This is a genomic window from Pseudomonas sp. S9 (assembly GCF_000222125.1).
Taxonomy (GTDB): domain Bacteria; phylum Pseudomonadota; class Gammaproteobacteria; order Pseudomonadales; family Pseudomonadaceae; genus Aquipseudomonas; species Aquipseudomonas segetis.
Map to the genome: position 1 here is coordinate 239,978 of NZ_AFFX01000001.1, position 21,424 is coordinate 261,401.

Genomic DNA, 21,424 nt, shown 5'->3' on the forward strand with positions numbered 1-21,424 from the left:
AGTTATTTTTATGCCTCGCCCCCGCTGCGAGCGATGTGCTCGACCGCTTGAGCATTGCCTTTGCGCATTGATTCCAAGCCTGCATAGCCGCACCCAGGTATTGATCCTGCAGCACCCAAGCGAGGTCAGGCACGCGCTCAATACCGCAGGTTTGCTGGCGCTTGGACTGCAGAATGCAGAGTTGTGGGTTGGCGAGCAGTTCGAGCAACTGGCCGCATACCTGGCGCAACCCGGTTACCGCAGTTACCTGCTGTTTCCGGGGGAGGCTGCGCAGCCCTTGACTGCTGTTCGGCAAGAGGCCGATCAGATGCCCGTGCGCCTGGTGGTTCCCGATGGCACTTGGCGCAAGGCGCGCAAGTTGCTGTACCTTAATTCGCTGTTGGCAAACCTGCCGCGCGTAACCTTGCCGCCTGGCCAGCAGTCGCGCTATCGCCTGCGAAAGGCGCCGATGGAGGGCTCGTTATCGACTATCGAGGCGGTCACCGCTGCCTTGCAGTTGCTTGAGCCGGAGCAATCATTTGCCGCGCTGTTGCAGCCTTTCGATGCCTTGATCGAGGGGCAGATCAGGGCCATGGGCGCTCACACCTTTGCGCGTAATCATTCAAACAAGACATAGGGGGCCTTAGGGAACCTCTGAACAAGGTCGCGAGCGACGGGAGTACAAGGCCAACGGGAGTAACAGCCAAAGGTTGGCCCGGAGGGCGAGCGCCAGCGAGTCAAAGGTGCGAAAAAGCGACCGGGGTCGCGCTCGACTCTAGTGGCCTAGATGAGCATTGGATTCGCGTTGCTCACCCCTTCGGGGCCGAACTGAAGTTCGTTCAGCCTAAAGGCTGTGAGCAGCTTTTCAACGCCGTATTATCGAGCGCAGTAGTTGTCCAGAGGTTCCTTAGCGTTCACGCAGCGCCTCGGTGCGGGCTTTGAGCACCGGCTTGAGCAGGTAGTCAAGCACGCTCTTCTGGCCGGTAATGATATCGACAGTGGCAACCATGCCGGGGATGATCATCAGCGGTTGTTTATCACTGCCTAAATGGCTCTTATCGGTGCGTAATTGGATCAGATAGAAGCTGTTGCCTTCATCATCGGTAATGGTGTCCGCGCTGATAAGTTCCAGGTTGGCCTTGAGGCCGCCATAAATGGTGTAGTCATAGGCGCTGAACTTGACCATGGCTTTCTGGCCCGGATGAAGAAATGCCACATCCTGCGGACGCACCTTGGCTTCGATCAGCAAATTGTCTTCCAGTGGCACTATCTCAAGCATATCGCTGCCGGGCTGGACGACGCCGCCAATGGTGTTGACCTTGAGTTGCTTGATGATGCCGTTGACGGGTGAAATTACCGTGGTTCTGCTGACGCGGTCGTCAATCGCCGAGCCACTGGCGTTGATCTTCTTCAGTTCAGTGCGGGCATCATTGAGCTCCTTGAAGGCATCGGCACGGAAGCCCAATTCGGATTCCTCGATCTTGCTTTTGATCTCGCTGATTGCCGATTCCGCCCTTGGAATTGCCAGGTTGGTTGCATCGAGCGAGCCACGGACTTCAACCGCGCTGCGCCGCAGCCTGAGAATCTCGACCGGTGAAATGGCGCCGGCCTTGACCAGGGGGGTCGACATGTTCAGTTCTTGCTGAATCAAGCCCAGGCTGGACCGATACTGTTGCGCCTTGGAGCGAAACTCTGCCAGCTCCTGGTTCTTTTGCCGAAGCTGCTCGCCAAGTGTCCGTTGTTCGCTTTGCAGCCGTTGTTGTCGTGAGCTGTACAAGCCTGCTTCGTCCTCGGCCAGTTGTGGGGCGCTGCGGGTTATTTCCTCGGGCATTGCCAGCGGCCGGCCTTCCGCCTCTGCACTCAGGCGCTCCACGCGGGCAATCAGCGCCAAGCGGTCGGCATCGCTTTCACCCTTGTTGGACAAAAAACGTGTGTCATCGAGGCGCAGCAAGACATCGTTCTTGCTAACCACCTGGCCTTCACGAACAAAAATCTCACTGACAATTCCGCCCTCAAGGTTCTGGATGACCTGGATCTTGCTCGAGGGAATGGCCTTGCCCTGGCCGGTGGTGACCTCATCTAGCACTGCGAAATTGGCCCAGGCCACAGCACTGAGGATGCAGGCTGTGACGACCCAGATGGTAATGCGGGCAAACCATGGCGTGTCTTCAAGCACTGCGCCGTCGACCTCGGGCATGAACTCGGTGTCGCCTTTGCCGTGGGCGAAGTAGTTACTCAGGATCTGCTGGCTCATGATGTTTTCCTAGACCGCTGCCGGGCCGACGCGGCCTTTGCGCAAGGCTTCGATAACCGATTCTTTCGGGCCATCGGCGACAATGCGCCCGTTATCCAGGACGATCAGCCTGTCTACCAGGCTGAGCATTGATGCGCGGTGGGTGATGAGCAGCAGGGTTTTGCCTTGCGTCCAGGTTTGCAGGCGGTTGCGCAGGATTTCTTCGCTGGTGTTGTCCATGGCGCTGGTTGGTTCATCCAGCAGCATTATGGGTGGATCGAGCAGCATGGCGCGGGCCATCAACACGGCCTGGCGTTGGCCGCCAGAAAGCAACTGGCCGCGTTCGCCAACCGGGCGATCAAAACCCTGCGGGTGTTGCTTGGCCAGCTCGCTGACTCCGGTCAGTTCGGCCACTTCGAGCATGCGCGTATCACTGACGTAACGTGCGCCCAGGGTGATGTTGTCGCGCAAGCTGCCGCTGAGCAGCGGCAAGTCATGGGAGACGAAGCCTATCTGGTGACGCAGGTCGGCAACATCGAGTTGGCGCAGGTCCAGGTTATCGAGCAGCACCTGGCCTTCTGTCGGCATGTAGAACGCCATGATCAACTTGGCCAGCGTGCTTTTGCCAGAGCCACTGCGACCGATGATGCCGACCCTTTCGCCCGCCGCCAGCTGCAGGCTGACATCGTTCAATGCCGGGCTGGACTGGTTGGGATAGCTGAAGCTGACCTGGCGAACCTGTATGGCGCCAGACAGGTGCGTGCGCTCAAGTGGCCGCTGCTTGGCCTGGCGCTCCTGGGGCATGGCCATGAGTGCGTCGGTGCTGGTCATGGTCAGGCGTGCTTGTTGGTAGCGCGTGATCAAACCCGCGATTTGCCCAAGTGGTGCCAATACCCGGCTGCCGAGCATGTAGCAGGCAACCAGTGCGCCGACGCTCAGTGATCCGGCGATGATGCTGTAGACCCCGGCGACTATGGTCGCCATGCCGGCGAACTGCTGCAGGAACAGGGTGCCGTTGGTTGCCAGTGAGGCGAGAAAGCGCGCATGGGTGTCGAGGCGGGTGAGGGCGCCGTGGGTTTTTTCCCAATCATGCTGGCGCTCGCTTTCGGCGCCACAGGCCTTGAGGGTTTCCAGCCCGCCGAGGGTCTCGATCAACAGCGCCTGGCGGCGCGAGGCCAGTGCCAGGCTTTTTTCCACGGTGTCGCGCAGTTGCACCTGAATGATCAAGGCAAACACCGCGGTAATCGGGAAAGCCAGCAGCGGGATCACCACCAGCCAGCCGCCCAGCAGGCCGATCACGGTAATCATGAGCAGGGAAAATGGCAGGTCAATCAGGCTGGTCAAGGTGACAGCGGTCAGGAATTCTCGTAGCCCCTGGAAGTCATGGATGCTCTGCGCAAAGCCGCCAATACTGCTGGGGCGTGAGCTCATCGACATCCCGGTGATGCGCTCGAACAGAGTCGCCGAGAGCACCACGTCAGTCTTTTTCCCCGCTGTGTCGAGCAGGTGCGCGCGAAGTATGCGCAGCAACAGTTCAAAGCTGGTGCCGACAAACAAGCCGATGGCCAATACCCACAAGGTCGCGGTTGCCTGGTTGGGCACTACGCGATCGTAGGTCTGCATGACGAACAAGGGCACCAGCAAGCCCAGAAGGTTGATGAGTAGGCTGGCCAGGACCGCATCGGCATACAGCCAGCGCGAGAGTTTCAAGGTGTCGCGGAACCAGGCTTCGATTCGTGGCACAAGCGGTTGCCGGGCTTCTTCGAGTTCATGCCGTGGGCGGGCAAAAAACGCATGTCCGGTGTAGACCGCGGCAAGCTCGTCACGGCTGACCGTCTGTTCGCCGCCGTCAGCTTCGCAGGGCAGTATCTGGGCCTGGTCGGCATCAAGCCATTTATGCAAAACCGCGCTGCGACCGTCGTTCAGCAGCAACAGCACCGGCAGGTTCAGTGCGGATATTGCGTTCAAGTCACGGCGTAACAAGCGACCTTGCAGGCCAGCCCTGGCCGCGCAGCGGGCCAGCAGTTCCGGGGTCAGGCACTGTTTGGGCATGGGCAGGCCCGCGCTCAAGCTCCCCCGGCTGACAGTGCAGCCGTGTAGCCTGCATAGAATCAACAGACCATCCAGTAATGGATCGTCGTGGCTCAAGCGCGGGTCGCCGTGACTTGCTGGCAGCTCCATGGTGGTCAAGGTCAGTGCTCCTCGCGCTGGCTATTTCATTTCTGGCAGTCGTGCTTCACTTTTCACTTCGCTCAAGGCGATGGCCTCGGCCGGAACAATCACTTGCTGTTGCTGGAGCAAATCACCCATGGTCGCGATGACGCGGTACATCGAAAATTCTTCGGTGTAGCGCACGTCGGTGTAGCGCCGGTTGGCGGTGAACAGTTCGTTTTCGCTGTCGAGCAAGTCGAGCAGGGTCCGTTGCCCCAGGCTGAACTGTTGCTGGTAAGCCTCGCGCACGCTGGCGGTGTAGTTGGCGTAGTCACGCGCCTTGGGCGTTTGCAGCCGGGCGTTTTGCAAGGCGTTCCAGGCCAGGGAGAGGTTTTCGTTGAGCATGCGCAATGCATTGTTGCGAATGTCCATCGACTGGTTGACCTGGTGCGCAGAGGATTGCATCCGCGCCTTGTCGCGCATGCCGTTGTACAGGTTGTAGTTCATCACCACCGCGGCTCGCCATGTGTTGTAGTCGCCTTCATCGCCCTGGATATTGTTGTCAGCTGTGGTGGCCAGTTCACCCTCGAAACGAGGGTAGAACGGCGAATTGGCAACCTCGTATTGTTTCTCGGCGGCATTGACATCCGCTTGCGCGGACTTGAGGTAGGGGTTGGACTCCATCATGGTTTGCCTGGCCGTGAGCAAGTCTTGCGGCATGCTGCCCCGGATGGTGGCGGGGCTCTCCAGGTCATCGGCAGGAGGACCGACTGCGCTGAAGAAATTGGCTTCGGCATCAGCAAGGTTGACCTGCTCGGTGTACAGGTTGTTTTCCGCCAGGGCCAGGCGCGCGCTGGACTGATCAAAGTCCGCCGTGCTGCCGACGCCTTGTTTGCTGCGCAGGTCGATCTGGTCGTTGATGCGCTGGTGTGCTTGCAGGTTGTTTTTGGCCAGGTTGACCATTTCGCGACGCTTGAGCACATCGAGGTATACCTCAACGGTACGCAGCGCCAGGCTCTCGGCAGTGCCGCGCACGTAGTAGGCGCGGGAGTTGACTACGGCCTCGGTGCGCGCGACTTCGTTGGGGGTGTTGAAACCATCGAAGAGCATCTGCCGCAAGCGCAGTTCCGATGTCGCGTAGTTCAGGGTTTCGTCATTGTGATTGCCCAATGCCCGGGTGCTTGGACTGTCAGTATTTTCCCGGCCATAACCGGCCAGCAGGTCGATGCTGGGTTGATAGCCACCCTTGGCGATCTTGACCTCTTCGTCGGCCGATAGCCGGCTGTTCATGCCCGCATGCAGTTCAGGGTGATTGTCGAGCGTGCTTTGGATGGCTTCAGACAAGGACATTGCCTGGGCCTGAGAGCACGAAAGTGCGATGAGAATGCTGCTGTAGAGTAAGTTTAATGCGCGCATTTGAAGAACTCCTTGTTCCGTGCCCTAGTCTTGTCGCCAATTAGTTGACGTTTTTTAGTGTTAAACCGTTTCAGGTTTGTAACAACAAAGCTAAGAACATCTTTGGCCCAGCCTCATAAAAATTTCTCACAAGGGTTATTCCTAAAAAATCTTAGGTACTCTGAGAAAATCGGCACATTGTTACTGGTAAGTGAGCCAGCAAATAATGGGTTTGGCGCATTTTCTGGAACTTGAGTGCTAAGACGAATACCAAGAAACAAGTATTAGGGCGGGGTTGATTCAGATGGACGTGGCAGGCAAATCTTTATGCGACATTTTTTTGGCATGTCGTTTTCTTGATTGCCTGCCGCGCCATTTGAATCTGTTTTTTTGCAACGCTCGATACCCGAAATCTGTGTGTTCGTCGTCAACGAAACAGGCCGGTTGAACACCGGCTGCCGTAGATGAGGACGAGACCATGGCGACGTTGATTGGTGTAGTAACCCAGGTAGTTGGCGAAGTATTCGTTGTAGCCAGCAACGGTTCACGGCGCCCCTTGGTTGAAGGCGATCGCCTGTTCGCAGGGGAGCAAATCAATACCGGTGCTACCGGCGCCTTGGCGGTCAAGCTGAGCAATGGTGAGCTGCTGACCCTGGGCCGTGACAGCAGCCTGGCGCTGTCCGAGCAGATGCTCGCCCAGGTCGGGGAGGGTTCTAACGCGCCGCAGCAGGACACCCCGGCGCCGACTGCCAATGACCTGACCGAGGTTGAAAAACTGCAGGCCGCGATCGAGGCTGGTGTCGACCCCACTCAGGAGGCTGAAGCAACCGCAGCTGGCCCCGGCAGCTCTGGTGGCGCGGGAGGTGTTGGTGGCGGGCACAGCTTTGTGTTGCTGGATGCGATCGGTGGCTCTGTCGATCCTGAACTGGGTTTTCCTACTGCAGGTTTCAACGACGGCCCTGAATTTGTCGATCCCGACATTGAGGTCGATCCACGGTTGCCGATTGCTGAAACACCTGAGCCACCCGTGGTCCAGCCACCGGTCGAACCTCCGGTCGTGGTGCCGCCTACAGAGCCGGAACCGACTGATTTCACGCCTGTGGTCACCGTGGACTACCAGGACTTTGTCGGCAGCGTAATTGCCGGCCCGGCCATAGTCGAGGAATCCGCCCTGGCCCAGGGCACCAACCCGGCGAGTAATGGCGAGCAAGCCAGTGGCAAGCTGGTGGTCGAGTCCCGTGATGGCGTCTCGGCGCTTGAAGTAATGGATGTCAATGGCAATTGGGTCAATGTTACCCAAGGCGGCACAGTACAAGGCCAATACGGCGTGCTGACGATTGACCCCAACGGCAACTGGAACTACGTGCTGAGCGCCAATACCCTGGATCACACCAATCCGAACGCAACAGGTGCTGATGACCAGGTCGGCGAGAGTTTCAGCGTACGGGTTACTGATCTGGATGGCGATGTTTCCCCAATCGCAACCCTGGACGTGCTGGTCAATGACGACGGGCCTGTTGCTGCGGTGGGCGAGGCGGCGCAGATTCACCTGTTTGTCGATGAAGATGAAACCGCCCAGGGTAATACCGATGGCGATAGCACCACCAATGTCACCTCGGGCGCGCCCGGTACGCTCAATACACTGGTCAACTTCGGTGCCGACGGTGCTGGCTCATTTGGCCTGTCGAACAGCGGCGCGGCAATCAGCTCGCTTACTGCCCAGGGTCTGACTTCGGGCGGAGCAGCCCTGAGTTACAGCGTGGTGGGCAATACCTTGACCGCAGAGGCCAACGGCGAAACCATTTTCACCTTTGTGGTGGGCGCAGACGGCAGCTATAACTTCACCCTCAGCGGCCCTGTCGACCACCCGGTTACTGATGGCAACGACGATGAGCTGCTGAGCTTCCCGCTCGATCTTTCTGCGCTGATCACTGCAACCGATGGCGACGGCGACTCCCTGGCAACGGCTTTCCCGGCCGGTAGCTTTACCGTCAACATTGAAGACGATGTACCGGTATTTGCCGGGCCTCAAGGCGGCCAGGATGCAGGACGCATGTCACTTGCTGCCGCTCAGCCGTTTGGGGTGCATGGCAACGTCCAGGAGGATGCGCTGGAAACATCGGCTGGCGCGCCGTATCAAGGCAATCCCGAGGGTGGGCAAACGGTCACCGCCCATGGTGATGCAGGCCTGCTTGGCAGCCTGGTTAAGTTTGGAGCCGATGGTCCGGGCGAGTTTTTCCTCAAGGCCGATGTCAGCCAGCTCAATGCCCAGGGCCTGACCAGCGAAGGCACGCCTCTGAGCTATGCTCTGGTCGGCAATAGCCTTGTTGCCAGCGCCAATGGCCATCCGATCTTTACCCTTACGGTGACTGCTGCCGGCGGCTATGACTTTGTGCTCCAGGGCCCGATTGACCATCCGCTCATCGATGGCGATGACAGCGAGGATCAATCGGTTCTGAGCATCGATTTCTCTGCATCGCTCGGGGTGACGGATGGCGATGGCGACCCGCTGGCTGGCGGTTTCCCGGCCAATACCTTCACCATCAATATCGAAGATGACGTGCCGATCCTGATCGGCAGCGAAAACAGCCCGGTGGTCGGTGGTAGCGTGCAGGAAGATGCGTTGCTCAGCGCCAATGGCGCGCCTTACCAAGGCAATGCCGAAGGCGGCCAGACAGTCACAGCACAGGGCGCGGATGGCGTGCTCAAGGCATTGGTCAGTTTCGGTGCCGATGGTCCGGGCGAGTTCTCGTTGAACGGCAAGACCGCATCGCTGCTGGCGCAAAACCTGACCAGTGAAGGCACGGCACTGAGCTATTCCTTCTCCGGTAATACACTGACCGCCAGCGCCAATGGCCATACGATTTTCACCCTGAGTGTCAGCGCTGGCGGCGGCTACGAATTCGTGCTCAAAGGCCCTATTGATCATCCGCAAGCCGATGGCAATGATGCCGAAACCCTGCCGGGGCTGGGCATCGACTTCTCGGGCATTCTCAGCGCTACCGATGGCGATGGCGACCCGCTGGTCGGCGGATTCGCGGCCAATACCTTCACCATCAATATCGAGGATGATGTGCCAGTTGCGCAAAATGCGACTGCGCCATTGATCCTTGATGATGAAGGCTTGTACGGCGGGATCAACGGAGGCGTTGGCGACACCCCGGACGCCGCCACCAGCGTCAGTGGCACGCTCAGTTATGCCGCAGGCGCCGATGGCTTGAAGTCAGTGGTGCTTAGCGGCCCGGACAAGCTGGGCAATGAAGATGTTGTGTCGAAGTGGGATGCCAGCAGCAACACGCTGACTCTATCTTCCTCACGGGGTGATCTGGTTACGATGGTGCTCAACCCTGCGACTGGCGCCTATACCCTGACCTTGTTGCAGCCGGTGCTGCATGCAGAGGGCGGTGCAGAAAATGATGCGCTGCTCAACATCGACTTCACCGTCACCGATGGCGACTCGGATGCAGTGACCAAGACCCTGCAAGTCACCATCGACGATGACACCCCAACGATCGAACAAAGCGCGATTGCCGATACCTCGTTCGTGACCTTCAACGGCAGTGATGCCGGGTATGCCAACAGCTATGGCTACTACGTCAAGAATCCGGATGGAACACCGGCGCAAGGCAAGGTGATCTGGGCAAACGTTCAGGATGTGGATCCGGGGCAAACCGCCAGCTTGAATGGCTTGAACCCTGAAGATGTTGGCTTCTTTATCATTCCAAACGGTGGCGCAAATGCGAGCCTGGCAGACGGCGCCGAGCTGACGTTCGCCCTGGTTGACGGTAAATGGCAGGCCCAACTCGGTGGCGCTGCGCTGACCGGGGCCGATGGCGCCAATGTGCTGTTCAGTGATGCGACCCTCAATCCGGGCGGGGCACACCTGCAGGATACCGCGGACCCTGGCAACCAGAACTGGGAAGACCAGACACTGAGCTCCGACTTCGACTACAACGACGTCAGCACCTCGGTCACCTGGGGCGGGCAACTACAGGTCGACGAAACACGTCTTGATATTGATGTCAGTCGTGACTTCAGCGGCATCTTCAACGTTCAAGCCGGTGCCGATGGCTTGCGCAGCCTGGAATATTCGCTGGGTATTGCCGACCCTGTGTTCGGTATCCTTGATTCGGGTTTGGTCGACTCGCTGAGTAACCAAGCGGTGCTGCTCTCGGTAAATTCCGCTGGCGAGGTCGAGGGGCGTACCAGTTCTGGTGACCTGGTGTTCACTGTCAGCGTAAGCGCGGCGGGTGTCGTGACCCTTGATCAGGTGCGGGCCATTGTTCACCCAAGCAGCGACCCTGATGAAGTCAAGGTGCTGGGCAGCGACCTGATCCACCTGACCGCAACCGCAACCGACAATGATGGCGACTCGGTAGACAGCACCCTGGATCTGGGCAAGCTGATCAGCTTCAGGGACGACGCGCCAACGGCGAACGACGATTGTGCGCAAACCCTGGTCGAGGGCAATGCCAGCAATGTCGCCTCCGGTTCTGTGTTGACCAACGACCAGGCAGGCAATGACGGTGGCAAAGCCTTCGTCGGTTGGAATAACACGCTCAATAGCGCTGCCATGGCCGAGCTGGGCAAGTACGGCACCCTGGTGCTGAACCCTGTCACCGGTGAGTACAGCTTTACCCTCGACAACAGCGATCCAGATACTATCGCGCTGGCCGACGGGCAAAAGATCAGCCAGAGTCTCGAATACACCATGCGTGACTTCGATGGTGATATTTCAACCGCAACCCTGACTATCAAGATTGTCGGCAGCGACACGGGAGTGACGGTAGAAGGCTTGAATGTAGAAGGCGGCGAGCTGAGCTTCAACGAAGAAAACCTGGCCAACGGCAGCTCACCCAATGCAGCGCTGCTCAGTGATGGCGGCACCTTCACCATCACTGCGGGCGATGGAATATCCAGCGTTGAGATTGGCAGCAACAGCTTTACTTTTGCGCAACTGCAAGGCGCTACGCCGGGCGCTCCTTTGACTATCGACAGCCCGGCCGGCGTTCTGCATATCACGGGCTTCACCGGCACTATTGCCGGCGGTACTGTGAGTTATTCCTATACCTTGCAAGACCCGTCGATGCATCCAGCAGCCAATGGCGAAAACACCATTGTCGAGCAGTTTGCCATCAAGGTTACCGACCTCGATGGGGATACTGATAGCGCAACGCTGGATGTGACGGTGATCGACGATGTGCCGACCGCCGTTGATGACAAGCCAGCCTGCATTGTTCAGTCAGCGCTGCCAGAGGTGAACCTGACCCTGGTGCTGGATGTCTCCGGCAGCATGCAAGGCGCCAAGCTGACTGCATTGAAGGCCGCCGTGGCCAACCTTGCACTTGCCTATGCCGAACTGGGCACTGCGGTTCATATAAACTTGATTGCCTTTGCCGGATCGGCATCCGAGATTGGCGACTACAGCTTTTCATCGACCACTGACCAGGGCTATATCGACTTGCTGGCCAAGGTGCAGGGCTTGAGTGCGAGCGGCAACACCAACTATGAGGCCGCACTGGGCGTTGCTAAAACAGAAATCGGCAATGATCTGGCGGCATTTGGTGCCGACCCCGCACAGCAAAACAAGCTGTATTTCATCTCCGATGGCGAACCCACCGCGGGCAAGACCGGCCAAGCACTGACCAACTGGATCAACCACAACTGGAGCAACTTCATCGGCGATATCGACGGTGATGGCAACCCGGCGACCAACAACTTCCAGGCCTATTCGGTCGGCATCAGTTTCAGCGGTTCCTACCTGCAACAAATCTCCAGCAGCAATGTGGTGATCAACACCTCGCCGGAGAACCTGTCGGCGACGCTGGCCGATCTCGCTGGCGTGGGCGGTGATGTCTCGGGCAATGTGCTGGCTAACGATCAACCGGGCGCCGATGGCATCGACCATATCCAGTCGATCACCGTTGGCACGCAAACCTTCAGCCTCAATGCAGCTGGCAATGGCATCATCAGCAGCGGGGCTGGCCCGGTCACAAACAGCTACGATGCAGCTACCGATAAACTGACCCTGACCACTGCCACAGGCAAGCTGGCTATCTATCTTGACAGCTCCGCTGGCCACGCTGCGGGGGATTTCAGCTTTGTGGCCAATGCCGATCTGGTGTTTGGAGAAACCGGCCAGGTTACCCAGCAATTCACCTACACAGTGGTCGATGGTGATGGCGATCCAAGCAGCGCCAACCTGGATATCTGTATCCGCAGCGACCAATCGGTGCTGGTGGTCGGCAACAATGCCAGCGACTTTGGCACTGGGGCCAGCAGTTCGACCACGCCGCACTTTATCGCCAGCCCGTTTGACAGTGACGGCAAGGGCTTGATTGCGGGTGTGGGTGGCAATGACACCCTGGTGGGCGATATCGGCGGGGCTGGTGCGCCAACCGTCGACCCTGCGAAAAACTACAACATCGCATTGATCCTCGACCGTTCAGGCAGCATGGCCGACGATCCGGATGGAAGCGGGGGCTACAGCAGACGCTTGAGCCTGCTCAAGGATGCAGTGCGTTCCTTCCTGGATAAGCTCGATGCGCACCCGGGCAATATCAATATCGCCCTGGTGGTGTTTTCCTCGACCTCATCGATACTGCTCAGCGGAACGCTGGACGATGTGCAAGCGGCGCTAAGTGGCAATAATGATGCCTTGGCCAGGGTCACCGCGGATGGCGGCACCAACTATGAGGCGGCATTCAAAACCACCAACGCATGGTTTGCCGGTATCGAGGGCAATCACTATGAAAACCTGGCCTACTTCCTGACCGATGGGGACCCGACAACCTACAGCGGTGACAACAGCGATACCGGCAGTACCGTCAATATCAATGACGTAACCCGTGCGCTGGATGACGCAAGCGTCCTGATGGGCCGTGCCGAGCTGCATGCAATTGGCATCGGCTCGGGTATCAACAGCGACGTGCTGCGTTACTTCGACAATACCGACCAGCTCACCGGCAATGTCAGCACCAATGTTGTGGGCGGTACTGTTCACGCGCAGGTTGGCCAGCCCGAGATCGTACTCACAGCTGACCAGCTCTTGGCAACGCTCGACCCTGGGCATGTAACGCCGGGAGCCTTGTCGCCATTGGGTAATGATCATCTAGTCGGCGGTGCAGGCGATGACCTGATCTTTGGTGATGCACTTAACACCACCTGGATTGCAGGCTATGAAACCACAGCGCCGAGCTTCCAGGTGTTGGTCAGCCACCTGACCGATGTCAACGGCGGTACGGCGCCGAGTCAGGCGCAACTGATCAGCTTTATCGAAAACAATGCCCTGGCCCTTGGGGCTTCAGTACCCAACTCGGGCGGCAATGACCTGCTCGAAGGCGGCAGTGGCAATGATTGGCTGTTTGCCCAGGGTGGTGATGACCTGCTCATTGGCGGTATCGGCGATGACCAGCTATTTGGCGGAACCGGGGCGGATACCTTTGTCTGGAACAGTGCTGACCGAGACAGCGGCTCCCATGATGTGGTGCGTGACTTCAACATGGCTGATGGGGACGCCTTGGACCTGTCATCCCTGTTGGTTGGCGTGGTTGATCACAGCAGTGCGGCTGAACTCAGTGCGTATTTGAGTTTTGCGCCGAGCGGCAGCGACACGCAAATCAACATCTCCAGCACCGGGCAGGTAGCAGATCCAGGGAGCATCGATCAGACGGTAACCTTGGCCAATGTCACGCTCTCGGGAGGGGATAGCGCGAGCATTATTCAAAACATGCTGGATAACCACACGCTGGTATCCTGAAACCACCTGCCTGGCAGGGTGCTGTTTTGTAAACAGCGTCTAACCTTAATAAGGCCCGTCAGCTGCAAGGCTGGCGGGCTTTTTCGGGTCTGCACGAGGCAATGCCATGGTTTATGTTCAGCTTGATGAGAAACAACGAATCCTGCGTGTTGAACAAGAGCCGTTTGCGAGCATGACGAAAACCTTGCCGCAAGATAATCCTGATGTACAGGCCTGGTTGGCCAGCCATGCCTTGAACAATCGACTGATTGACCTACAGCGCTCAGACCTGGAAATGGTGCGCGTACTCGAAGACCTGGTCACGGTACTGGTCGACCGCGGTGTTATCCGCTACACCGACCTGCCCGAGGCGGCGCGACGCAAGCTGCATGTTCGCGCAGAGGCACGGGCCACCCTGGATGGCTTGAGTGGCTTGCTCGGTGATGCAGACGAACGCATTCCATAGGCTGCGAATGCTCAGTTCGCTCACCAAGGGCCACGACGAAAGCTGGTGGAAGGCTGAAGCGTCTTCCACCCTACAGGCGATGCGTAGGGTGCGACAATGCGAAGCTTGCCCGCCAAGTCCTGTGCGCGATAACCAAGCCTGGGTGAAAAATGTCACCCACCGGAGTTCCGCATTATGAACCCTGCCAGGGGCTTGGCGCGCCAATCAGGCGACCCATGGCACCCTCGATACCCAGCTCGTTGAGCACCTTGAGTTCAGCCTCGGTTTCCACCATCTCGGCAATCAGCGGCAGGTCAATACTGTTGGTCGTGCGGAAGATGGCTTCGATAAACAAGCACTTATCGCTTTCCCGGTCGATTGCGCGAATATAGCTGCCATCAACCTTAAGGTAGGCCAGGCCAAGATTGGTCAGGTTGCCGATCAAGCTAAAGCGTCCGCCAAAGTGTTGCAGGCCAAGCTGGTAGCCCGTCGCGCGTATCTGCTGGCCAAGGGTTTCCAGCTCCGGTGCCGAGGGCAAGTGACGTTCATCCAGTTCCAGGGTCATCAAGGCTGCCTGTTCAGGATGCTGTTTAAGCACATCCAGCAGCCTGGCCCAGCTTTCAGGCTCGCGCAGGGTGGCCGCGGATAAACTCAGGGCCAGTGGCTCGGGGTGCAGGCGCAAATGGCTGAGGCTGTGCTCAAGCATGGCCAGGTCGAATCTTGCCGCCCAGCCGAGCCGTTCGATCCAGGGGATAAAGCGTCCTGCGGTAATGGCTTGGCCTTGCTGGTCGAGCAAACGCGCAAGAACTTTTTGGTGTATCAACTGGCGGGTGTCGTCGCACCGGCTCACCGGCTGGAAGTAGAGCTGGATCTTCTCGCCAGTCAAGGCTTCGTCGAGCCATAGGCGCCATTCGTGAATACCCTGGCCCGTTGCCAGGTTGAAGTCATCGAGGCGCTCCCAGGGTTGTTCCGGCTTTTTACTTTGCGCCTGTGCGAGCGCTTGGTCGGCACGGCCGATAACCGTGCCCGGGCTTTCTCCCGGGCGATAGGCGGCAATGCCCATGTGCGCCACCGGGTTGCAGTCACTGGCGCCGGTCTGGTGCAGGCTTTGCAGTTGTTCGCTAAGTTGCAGGGCTAGCTTGTCGGCGTCTTCGGCGCTGAGACTGGGGGCGAGCAGGGTGAATTCGCCGCCGCGATTACGGGATGCAAGCCAACCGCTGGCCTGGTGCTGCTGCATGAGTTGGGTCAGTTGCAGACCAATCGCCTGGATCAGGTTGTCGGTTTCCTGTCCGCCAAGACGCTGGTTGAGACCGCCAAGGTCATTGACGCGCAAGAGCATCAGGTAACCGTCGGTATTCTGCTCGGAGACCTCTAGCTGTTGAGCCAGCTTGAGATCGAACAAGCGCCGGTTAGCCAAGCCGGTGAGGCTGTCTTGGTAGGCCTCTTCCCGCAATTTTTCACTGCGCGCAGCCTCCTCGGCGAACAGGTTCTTGAGTTTCTCGACCATCAGGTTCATGGCCAGCACTACACGTTTCAGTTCAGGCGTGCGTGGCACCTTGGGCATGCTCAGGAACTCGCGCCGAGTGATGGCCTGGGCTTGCTTGACCATATCGTCCAGCGGTCGCAACTGGGTGCGCAGCAACCATCCGCCGAGTACGGCGCTAACCAGTCCGCAGGCCAGTAGCCAGCCAAGGCTGCCGATGGCGCTGTCCCAGAGTCTGGTCAGGGCGAATTGCGGGTGGCTGAGCACCTCAACCCGTGCAGCTTGTTCCCAGCCGCGCATGATCAAGGCATCGCCGCCTTCCGGAGTCAGGTCGACCAGGTCGACAAACCAGGCCGGTACATTCTCTGGCGCCGTGGTGGTACGCCGCTCGACAATCACGCTGTTGTCGGCAATGTTGACCACCCGGATTGTCGCGTAGTAGCCGCTGTCGAATATCGAACTGACCATCAGTTCGATCATCGCCGGGTCATCGATATGAGGTGTCAACGACAGTCCGAGTGCGGTTGCGGCATCCTGTGCATGCGAGCGCAACTGGCTCAATAACTGTTCGCGCGAGCTTTCCATGCCGCTGATGAAACTGCCGGTGAATGCCACCACCAGGAACAGGCAAATGGCGATGAACAGTTGTTTTAGTAATGACATCGGGGTCTCCTAGCCTTCGCCTATGGCAAAGCCTTCCGTACGCATTTTCTTGAGCAGTTCCTGCCAGCGCGATAATTTCTTGGTGTCGCTCTTCTTGCTGTTCGAGCCTGGCAGGTAGACACCTTCAGCGTTGAATGAGTAAACCGGTAGCAGATCCTTGCGCTGTGATGCCGGTTGGATCTCGCCAATCAGGTTGTCGAGTACCAGCGGTTCGCTGCTGGGGCTTGAGTAGTAGGTGAGCACCATGTGCGCCTGGTTTTGCTTGAGCGCCTTGACGTAGGTAATACGTAATTTTTCACTGGCAATACCAAGACGGCGCAAGGTGAAGTACTTGGCGATGGAGTAGTCTTCACAGTCGCCAGCGCCTTTGACCAGTGACTCCACGGGCGTTGCCCAGTAGTCGGTTTGGCGCCAGGTGCGACGGTCATCGGCAAAGCGCAGTTGCCGGTTGAAAAATGCATTGACCGTTTTTAATTGCTGGTTCTCGGGGCTTTGCAGATTGCTTTCGATCAGTTGCTGCCACTGCTGCAGGCGCTGTTCGGCGGGGCCCAAGGAGCCATAGCGCGCCTGCGCATTCTGGATGATCAGGGCGAAATCCCAATTGGCCGCAGCGGTGGCTAAACCCAGGGCAAAGACCAGCGTGCCCAGCCATAGGTGGCTGAAACGCAGGGCAAAGGTGCTGGACGGGCATGGCTGCATCTGCAACGACTCGCTGGAGGTCGTTCAAAGTCTAGGTGCAGTAATGGCTTTGTGCCTCAGAAAAACACCCCTGGCGGTGACAAAGCGCAGCTGTCCGCCGAAGGGCACCGCGAAATATCGGCGTTGAATGCTGGTGGAAGGGTGAAGCGCCTTCCAGCCTGCGGCATGTGGGTGTGACAACGCTCAGCTGCCCGCCAAAGGGCACGGCGAAATATCGGCGTTGAATGCTTGGTGGAAGGGTGAAGCGCCTCCACCCTACGGCATGCGTAGGGTGTGACAACGCGAAGCTTGTCCACCGAAGGGCACGGCGAAATATCGGTGTTGAATGCTGGTGGAAGGGTGAAGCGCCTTCCACCCTACGGGCATGCGGGCGTGACAACGCGAAGCTTGTCTGCCGAAGGTTTCACACGGATTGACTATTTAGCGTTTGGGGCAAGGCGGTGTTGCCAGGGTTTTCTGGCGCAGGATATAGACAGTCACGCAGACCGCGCTGGTCAGCATAAACAGTCGGGCCCAGAACATCGGGACCAGGTAGCAGGACAGGCCAATGCTCAGCCACATCAGGCTTATCGAGTAGATCTTGGCTTTGCGCGGAATGCCTTCACCTTCCAGGTAGTCGCGAATCCAGGGCCCCAGCCTTGGGTGATCGACCAGCCAATGGTAAAAGCGTTCGGAGCTGCGCATGAAGCAGGCGGCAGCCAGCAGGAGAAAGGGGGTTGTGGGCAGGACGGGCAGGAATATGCCAATCACCCCGAGCGCTACGCTCAACCAGCCTATGGCCAGTAGGGCGTAGCGAACTGCAGGGTTGTGCTTGATCTTACCCGTCATGCGGACGGCAGAGGATTAGTGGTGACGCGGCTTGAGCAGCGCCGGTTTTTCTTCGGGGGCGTTGCACAGAAGAAACAGTGCGGTCAGCAGTTCAGGAATCTGCTCGACCATGCTGTCTACCAAGTCGCGGTCACGGGCGATTTCATCAAATTCGGGTTGCTCGTCAAACAAGCCGGAGCCGACCATGATCGGCAACAGCAACTCGCTGACTTCGTCTTCCGAGTCTTCGAACCAGACAGATTCACGCAGGAACACGCCTTCCATGAAACCGATGCACCAGCCGCGCAGGTCCGAGTCATCCGGGTCTTCACCCAGATCGAGCTCGCAAGGCATTTCCGGCTCGTCGTCACTCGCCAACTGGCGGGCAATATGAGCCTTGAGCAGCACCAGCGTGGCTTCGATTTCCTCGCGCTCGGCATCGCTGCGATAGTGAGGTGCTTCAGAGAACAGGGCGTCGATCCACTCACGCTCCGGCACCTGCTCCGTACAAATCGACAGGGCAGTGAGGTAGCCATGGGCGGCGACGTAGTCCAGGGCTTCTTCGTGCAACTCATCGGCATCGAGGAAGGCTTGCAGGCGGGACAGTTGCTCGGCAAAGGACATCGTAGGGCTACCTTGAAGAAGTAAACGAGGCTGGATTCTAGTCTAGACAGCGCGCAGCGGCCATAGCTCTAGTCTAACCCATGCATAAACGCTTGCGGGGTGGTGGGTGTTATTCGCTGGTTTATTTGATCCGGATCATTGATATAAGGCGTATTTAAGCCCGAAAAGCACCTCTGGCATGCGCTTTTGACCTCTATCCATGGCTTAACCTTCGACAAATTACAGATGCGAAATTTTCTGAGTCGAGCACGTGCGTATAATGCCGACCTCGATTTGGAGGCCTTTCATGCAAGACGCGGCACAACGCATCCTCAAAGACATCTTTGGCTATGACAGCTTTCGTGGCCGTCAGGAGGCGATTATTCAACGTGTGGCCAGCGGCGGTGATGCCCTGGTGCTGATGCCGACCGGCGGCGGCAAGTCGTTGTGCTTCCAGGTGCCTGCATTGATGCGTGACGGCTTGGCAGTAGTGGTTTCACCTCTTATTGCCTTGATGGATGACCAGGTTGCAACCCTTGATGAACTCGGGGTTGCAGCCGTCGCCTTGAACTCGACCTTGAGCAGCGATGCGCAGCGCGATATTGCCGACCGGATTCGCCGGGGCGAGGTCAAGATGCTTTATCTGGCGCCTGAACGCCTGGTGCAGCCGCGCATGCTGGCTTTTCTCCAGCGCCTGGAGATTGCCCTGTTTGCCATTGACGAGGCGCATTGCGTATCGCAATGGGGGCATGATTTCCGTCCGGAATACTTGCAGCTGGGGCAACTGGCCGAGTACTTCCCGCAGGTGCCGCGTATCGCCCTGACGGCGACGGCAGACATGCGCACCCGCGAAGAAATCATCAATCGCCTGCACCTGCAGGATGCAGAGCGGTTCCTGTCGAGTTTTGACCGGCCCAATATCTTTTACCGCATCGTGCCCAAGGAGCAGCCACGCAAGCAATTGCTGGGGTTTCTGGCAGCGCGCAAGGGCGATGCCGGCATTGTCTATTGCCTGTCGCGCAAGAAAGTCGATGAGGTTGCAGCCTTTCTCAGTGCCCAAGGGTTCCCGGCATTGCCTTATCACGCCGGTTTGCCCAGCGAGCTTCGCGCCTACCATCAAAAGCGCTTCCTCAATGAGGAAGGCCTGATCATGGTCGCGACCATTGCCTTCGGCATGGGCATCGACAAACCCAACGTGCGCTTTGTTGCGCACCTGGATTTGCCAAAATCCCTTGAGGCCTATTACCAGGAAACAGGTCGGGCAGGGCGTGATGGCTTGCCCGCCGATGCGTGGATGGCCTATGGCCTGCAAGACGTATTGCTGCTCAAGCAAATGCTCAACAACTCCGATGGTGACGAGCGTCACAAGCGAATCGAGCAGCATAAGCTCGATGCCATGCTGGCCCTTTGTGAAGAAACGCGCTGTCGCCGCCAGGTGCTGTTGGGTTACTTCGATGAAGTCCTGGAAAAGCCTTGCGGGCACTGCGACAACTGCATCGATGGTGTGCAAACCTGGGATGCCACCGAGCCGGCGCGCCAGGCATTGTCGGCTATTTACCGCAGCGGGCAGCGTTATGGCGTGGGCCACCTGGTCGACCTGTTGCTGGGGCGTGATAACGATAAGGTGCGTAGTCTGGGTCATCAGCACCTGTCCATATTTGGCGTAGGCAAGGACCGGGCTGAAGGGGATTGGCGTTCACTGTTCCGCCAGTTGGTGGCGCGTGGGCTGGCGGATGTCGATCTTGAAGGCTTTGGCGGCCTGCGTCTGTCCGAGAGTTGCCGGCCACTGTTGCGTGGCGAAGTGCAACTTGAGCTGCGTCGCGACCTCAAGCCCCAGCAAAGCGCCAAGGCTTCGAGCAGCGCCGCCAGCCAGCTTGTGCGGGGCGAAGAGCGAGAAATGTGGGAGGCGCTGCGTACACTTAGGCGCAAACTTGCCGAGGAACACGCCGTACCGCCTTACGTTATTTTCCCTGATGCAACCTTGCTTGAAATGCTTCGCAGCAAACCTGGCAGCCTGAGTGAAATGGCCCAGGTCAGTGGTGTTGGTGCACGCAAGCTTGAACGTTACGGTGCGGCTTTCCTGGACGTGCTCGGCGGCAAGGCTGAAGCGCCGCGAGTGGTAACCGACATGCGTCATGAGCTGGTTAGCCTGGCACGAGCGGGCATGACCCCGGAACAGATTGCCAACCAACTGCAATGCGGCACTAAAAGTGTCTATGGCATGCTCGCCGAAGCCATAGGTCGCCAGCAGTTATCCCTTGAGCAAGCCCTGGATATTCCAGAGGCCCTGTTGGGCGAGGTGCAAGATGCCTTTTTGAGCGGCGATGGCGAGTTGCCGACTGCTGCTGAAGTTAGCGCCTTGCTCTCAGGACGGGTCGAAGAGGGTGTCCTGCACTGCGTGCGTGCGGCATTGCATGCCGAATTCGAAGGTGGGCTTGAGTAGCGCAAAGGCGACATTTTTGGACCTTGGTGCACGCTTTGGAATATCTTGTAAGTCATTGGCCGATATGAACCTTGCTCTGGCGCCAAGGTTATGATTAGCTCGCTAATAATTAGTTTTTTATAGTTATAAGAGCCGTTTCATCATGTCGTCATCAGACCAACATCGTTTTGCTATGCAAATTGCGCAAATGTCCCGTGCCTGGCGTGCCGAGCTCGACCGGCGCCTTGTCGGCCTTGGCCTTTCCCAGGCGCGCTGGCTGGTGCTACTGCATCTGGCTCGCTTCGATGAGTTGCCAACCCAGCGCGAACTGGCCCAGAGCGTTGGCGTCGAAGGGCCGACACTGGCGCGCCTGCTGGACAGCCTGGAAGCCCAGGGCCTGGTCAGTCGCCAGGCCGTGCCCGAAGATCGTCGCGCCAAGAAAATTGCCCTCAGCCCGCAAGCTGAACCTTTGATCAAGAAAATCGAAGCAATTTCCACCGAGTTGCGCCAAGAGCTCTTTGCCGGAATCGATGAGCAGGACCTGGACCGCTGCCAGCAGGTCCATGCCAAGATATTGAGCAACCTGGAGCGGCGCTAAATCAGCCTGCATCAGCCGCATCGCTGATAAAAACTGCGCTCGTTTGCAGGAATGTGATCTCGATCAACTTAATTAACCCTGCAGGGTTTGTGGCCATTGCCTCGAATGGGTGATGGCTATTTGCCTTAAAAAAGGCCCCGGCCCCTGTAGGCTGGCTATTTGAATAATGGCTATACTTCGCTGCAGCCGGGTTGCACATGGAACGTTA

12 protein-coding genes are annotated in these 21,424 nt (G+C 58.3%); 5 read left to right on the plus strand and 7 right to left on the minus strand.

Annotation, left to right across the window (positions count from 1 at the left end; genetic code table 11):
• Positions 1–10: 10 nt before the first annotated feature.
• Entirely contained in the window at positions 11–616 is a 606-nt protein-coding gene (locus tag PSES9_RS0101190; RefSeq protein ID WP_010483200.1) for a tRNA-uridine aminocarboxypropyltransferase, read from the plus strand.
• A 270-nt stretch (positions 617–886) separates the two neighbouring features.
• Here PSES9_RS0101190 and PSES9_RS0101195 read toward each other — a convergent pair whose 3' ends face one another.
• From PSES9_RS0101195 to PSES9_RS0101205, 3 genes are read right to left on the minus strand one after another with little or no spacing between them, the layout of a single operon-like run.
• On the minus strand, positions 887–2,233 hold the full coding sequence (locus tag PSES9_RS0101195; RefSeq protein ID WP_010483201.1) for an HlyD family type I secretion periplasmic adaptor subunit: 1,347 nt from the start codon (positions 2,231–2,233) through the stop codon (positions 887–889).
• 9 nt (positions 2,234–2,242) lie between these two features.
• A complete protein-coding gene (locus PSES9_RS0101200; RefSeq protein ID WP_036988023.1) occupies positions 2,243–4,393 on the minus strand; it encodes a type I secretion system permease/ATPase in 2,151 nt (716 codons plus the stop codon).
• A gap of 30 nt (positions 4,394–4,423) precedes the next feature.
• Positions 4,424–5,779, minus strand: a complete 1,356-nt coding sequence (locus PSES9_RS0101205; protein WP_010483205.1) for a TolC family outer membrane protein — start codon at positions 5,777–5,779, stop codon at positions 4,424–4,426.
• Between the two features lie 457 nt (positions 5,780–6,236).
• On the opposite strand from PSES9_RS0101205, the gene PSES9_RS0101210 reads away from it, so the two are divergent.
• Together PSES9_RS0101210 and PSES9_RS0101215 are read left to right on the plus strand one after the other, a co-directional pair.
• Positions 6,237–13,517, plus strand: a complete 7,281-nt coding sequence (locus PSES9_RS0101210; protein WP_010483207.1) for a retention module-containing protein — start codon at positions 6,237–6,239, stop codon at positions 13,515–13,517.
• A 106-nt stretch (positions 13,518–13,623) separates the two neighbouring features.
• Positions 13,624–13,962, plus strand: a complete 339-nt coding sequence (locus tag PSES9_RS0101215; RefSeq protein WP_010483209.1) for a hypothetical protein — start codon at positions 13,624–13,626, stop codon at positions 13,960–13,962.
• Positions 13,963–14,134: 172 nt separating this feature from the next.
• Here PSES9_RS0101215 and lapD read toward each other — a convergent pair whose 3' ends face one another.
• From lapD to PSES9_RS0101235, 4 genes are all read right to left on the minus strand, one after another.
• Complete coding sequence (gene lapD, locus PSES9_RS0101220) at positions 14,135–16,087, minus strand: cyclic di-GMP receptor LapD (RefSeq protein ID WP_010483210.1); 1,953 nt, start codon at positions 16,085–16,087, stop codon at positions 14,135–14,137.
• Between the two features lie 9 nt (positions 16,088–16,096).
• On the minus strand, positions 16,097–16,786 hold the full coding sequence (lapG, locus tag PSES9_RS0101225; protein ID WP_010483212.1) for a cysteine protease LapG: 690 nt from the start codon (positions 16,784–16,786) through the stop codon (positions 16,097–16,099).
• 420 nt (positions 16,787–17,206) lie between these two features.
• Positions 17,207–17,614 carry a YbaN family protein gene (locus PSES9_RS0101230; RefSeq protein ID WP_010483215.1) on the minus strand — a complete coding sequence of 136 codons (408 nt, stop codon included), beginning with the start codon at positions 17,612–17,614 and terminating at the stop codon, positions 17,207–17,209.
• Positions 17,615–17,629: 15 nt separating this feature from the next.
• Positions 17,630–18,217, minus strand: a complete 588-nt coding sequence (locus tag PSES9_RS0101235) for a UPF0149 family protein (protein ID WP_010483216.1) — start codon at positions 18,215–18,217, stop codon at positions 17,630–17,632.
• Positions 18,218–18,503: 286 nt separating this feature from the next.
• Here PSES9_RS0101235 and recQ point away from each other — a divergent pair, with 286 nt between their 5' ends.
• The gene (gene recQ, locus PSES9_RS0101240) at positions 18,504–20,639 is read left to right on the plus strand and encodes a DNA helicase RecQ (RefSeq protein ID WP_010483219.1); all 2,136 of its coding nucleotides are present in this window, start codon (positions 18,504–18,506) and stop codon (positions 20,637–20,639) included.
• A gap of 142 nt (positions 20,640–20,781) precedes the next feature.
• Positions 20,782–21,216: a MarR family transcriptional regulator gene (locus PSES9_RS0101245; RefSeq protein WP_010483221.1), complete on the plus strand. Its 435-nt coding sequence runs from the start codon at positions 20,782–20,784 to the stop codon at positions 21,214–21,216.
• Positions 21,217–21,424: the final 208 nt, after the last annotated feature.